Below are 3492 nucleotides of genomic sequence, written 5' to 3' on the forward strand. Positions count from 1 at the left end.
GTTCGATTCGACGTAGTCCCAATCGTACTCCACGCCGAGACCGGGGCCGTCCGGAACCGGAACAGTGCCGTCGTCAGCGACGGCGTCGATCATGTCGGAGTAGTCGCCCAGATACACCGTCGGTTGGGTGTTCTGGCATTTCGGATGGACGAGCGCCATCTCGTAGTAGTTCGAGTTCCGTGTTGCGGCGATGCAGTGTCGCTGGGCCGGACCGGGTGCGTGAAACTCCACGTCGAGTCCGAAGCTCTCGGCCATACGGGCGCGCTTCATCGCTCCCGTAATACCGCCGTCGTACTCGGGGTCAGCGCGGACGAAGTCGGTCGCCTCGTTCGCGACGAAGTCGGCCGCTGGTTCGAGGCCGCGAACGTGTTCCGTCTGGAGTATCGGAGTATCGAGCGACTGTCGGAGCTTTCGATGAGCGTGCTGTGAGATGCCACCGTCGCGGAAGGGGTCCTCGTACCAGAAGAACCCCTCCTCGTCGAGCGCGCGGCCGAGTTTGAGTGCGTCTGCAAACGTTTCGAGTTCACAGGCCGGATCGTGCATCAGGTCCATCTCGTCGCCGACGCGCTCGCCCACCGCGTGAACGGCGTCGATTTCGCGGTCAAGGTCGCGGGAGGTGTCGCCGCCGCCCCAACCGTGAATCTTGTAGCCGGGGAACCCACGGTCTCGACACTCCTCGGCGAAATCGGCGAACGCTTCGGGGGAGTCGAGACCCCCGTTCTCGTCACCGTGGTAGGTGGAGGCGTAGGCCGGAATGCGTTCGCGGTACGTTCCGAGGAGTTCGTGAATCGGGGCGTCATAGTACTTGCCCGCGAAGTCCCACAGCGCGATGTCGATGGGACCGATTCCCATCCGGTCGTACTTCCGCAGTGCGCGCTTGACCTCGCTCCAATGTTTTTCCCGTTCGAGCGGGTTCTTGCCGATGAGGTAGTCCGCGACGGTGTTGTACTGGGCGGCCCCGGGGGAGTTCCCGCCGATATACTCACCCGAAATACCGGTGTCCGTCTGTACCTCGATGGCGAACAGTTTCCGTTCCGTCGTCGTTCCCGGTTCGTAGACGAGGTTGAAGCCGTGTTCGTCGGTGCCCACGTCCTGTAGCGGATACGAAAACTCCGTACTCACTATCTTCGTTATTTCTGGTCCCACAGTACCTGATTCCGGGAAGACCGTATAAAATCTTTTTTGTCGGTCTACTAACGGATAGTGACGAACTCCCGTCCCGAAATATCCTGTGCGGGGACGGGACGAACCGGCGACCGATTTCTCGCCGACACGACACGGCGCAGAACGACGTATTCGACGACTACTATCCGACTAGTCGGCAGTACGAACCCGAGATCGTACGGACCGACTGTCGGCCCGCGAGGGAAATATACTAGTAGTAACGAGAAAAATCATGTGTATAGTTGCTACTTTATTCAAATAATCGGCAATTATCGTATAGTTTCTGGGTGAGGCGTCGGTGTGAGATTCCCGTGAGGATCATTAACCCCAGATCTACCGCTTAGTCGGGGGTTTATACTGCCCGCTACCGTTTCTCTTCCATGGCGTACGATTGTTCGTTTCTTGCGGATCTCGCGTTGGATGGAACCGTCTCGCAAAGCCGATCCGACCGGGGAAACCACGCCGGTGACTTCGGAACGCGTGAATCGGACGAGATCGAACCGGACAGCGTTGTCTTCGCCGAATCGACCGCGGACGTCGCTTCGGTCGTCGAGGCGGCCAATCGACACGCCGTTCCGGTCACGCCCTATGCGGCGGGAACCGGACTGGAACACAACGCCACGCCGATTCGGGGCGGCATCAGCCTCGACACCACGCGGATGAACGCCGTTCGGGAGATCCGTCCCGACGACCTCCAGATCGACGTCGAAGCGGGCGCCATCGGCGACGATATCAACGAAGCTCTCGAACGATACGGCCTGTTCTTCCCGCCGCTCCCTTCCTCTGGAGCCATTTCCACGATCGGCGGGATGATCGCCACCGATGCGTCCGGCCAACAGACGGTCAAATACGGTGAGGTAGCCGATTGGGTACTCGAATTGGAAGTGGTGTTGTCGGACGGGTCCGTCATCGAGGCCGGAAGCAAGGCGGCCAAAACCTCCAGCGGGTACAACCTGAAGGAACTACTCATCGGAAGCGAGGGGACGTTGGGGATCATCACGCGAGCAACGCTCGAACTCGCCGGGCGGCCCGAGCAGGTGAAGGGCGGTCGTGCCGTCTTCCCGACGTTGAACGACGCCACCGAGGCGATTTCCGATGCCGTGACTTCGGGAGTGGATGTGGCGAAGATCGAACTGATCGACGACCAGACGGCGATGCTGGCGAACGATTACTCGGATACCGATCTGCCCGAGCGACCGATGGTGTTCGTCGAGTTCCATGCCAATCACGGCATCGAGGAGGAAATCGGGTTCTGTCGAAACGTCTTCGAAGCGCACGACCTCGAACGGATGGAAATCGCCTCGGGAGAGGAGATGGAGCGACTCTGGCAAGCCCGCAAGGACATCACCTATGCGGCAAAGGAGTACGATCCGGACCTCGACATCGGACCGCCCGGCGACGTGACGGTTCCCATCAGCCGGTATCCGGAGATGATCTCCGAGGTCGTCTCCGTCGCCGAGGAGTACGACTTTCCGATTCCCTGCTTCGGTCACGCCGGGGACGGTAATCTCCACTACTTCGTACTGGCGAACTACGACGATCCGAAGGAATCCGCCCGTGCCGGTGAGGCGTATTCCGAACTCGTCGAACGTGCGATCCTGCTCGATGGGACGGCGACCGGTGAACACGGCATCGGTGTTGGGAAACGGAAGTTCATGGAGTTGGAACACGGCGAAGCCGTGATCGGCGCGATGAGAGCTATCAAGGAGGCACTCGACCCGAACGATATCCTGAATCCTGGAAAGATCATCCCGCCTTCGGACTCGTCCGAATAGAGCGGGCGCTTCGCCCGTCCGTGTTCACTGGAGTTGCATTTGAGCGGCGTGGTCTACCGCGGCGTCCGCTATCTCGGCCGGGGTGGCATCGGAACGGTCCGCGAGCACTCGAAGCAACATCCCCAGTTGGACGGCGGTCATCTCCTGTAACCCTTCGTTTTCTTCGACATCGTTTCCGAAGTAGTACTCCTGTTCGCCACCGTGGTGAACGAGTCCGACGTAGACGGACCTGAGTTCGTCTCCAGTGACCGCTTCGGACGCGTGCTCCTGCAGTTCCTCGAATTCGGGGTTTTCCATCGTTCCATAGACGTAACGAAGCTCCGTTAAACCATGGATGCGTTCCATCCGTTCACAAACGTCGGCATCGTCGAAGTCGTTTTTCACCGCTCACGAAAACGATACGCCGATGTTCGACCTCGGCAGAGTACTCCGACCCGGGGAGAGCATCGTCGTCCGCCGGTACGGTTCGTCACACTTGTCGAAGACCCCGAACGGATGACCGTTGCACCACGGATTATATCGTGCAACCGGCACAAATTACCTCGGATGGGGG

3 protein-coding genes are annotated in these 3492 nt (G+C 59.8%); 1 reads left to right on the forward strand and 2 read right to left on the reverse strand.

Annotated elements, in window-relative coordinates:
* Window positions 1-1146, reverse strand: a 1146-nt coding sequence (locus tag WBV42_RS17745) for a mandelate racemase family protein (protein ID WP_423987206.1), incomplete at its 3' end; no start/stop codon positions are given.
* 398 nt (window positions 1147-1544) lie between these two features.
* On the opposite strand from WBV42_RS17745, the gene WBV42_RS17750 reads away from it, so the two are divergent.
* The gene (locus WBV42_RS17750; RefSeq protein WP_423987207.1) at window positions 1545-2939 is read left to right on the forward strand and encodes an FAD-binding oxidoreductase; all 1395 of its coding nucleotides are present in this window, start codon (window positions 1545-1547) and stop codon (window positions 2937-2939) included.
* A 24-nt stretch (window positions 2940-2963) separates the two neighbouring features.
* Here the strand turns inward: WBV42_RS17750 and WBV42_RS17755 are convergent, their stop codons facing one another.
* Window positions 2964-3236 (reverse strand): hypothetical protein, encoded by a 273-nt coding sequence (locus WBV42_RS17755; protein ID WP_423987208.1) that lies wholly within the window; start codon window positions 3234-3236, stop codon window positions 2964-2966.
* Window positions 3237-3492: the final 256 nt, after the last annotated feature.

The sequence above is a fragment of the Haladaptatus sp. genome (assembly GCF_049589095.1).
Classification (GTDB): Archaea; Halobacteriota; Halobacteria; order Halobacteriales; family Haladaptataceae; genus Haladaptatus.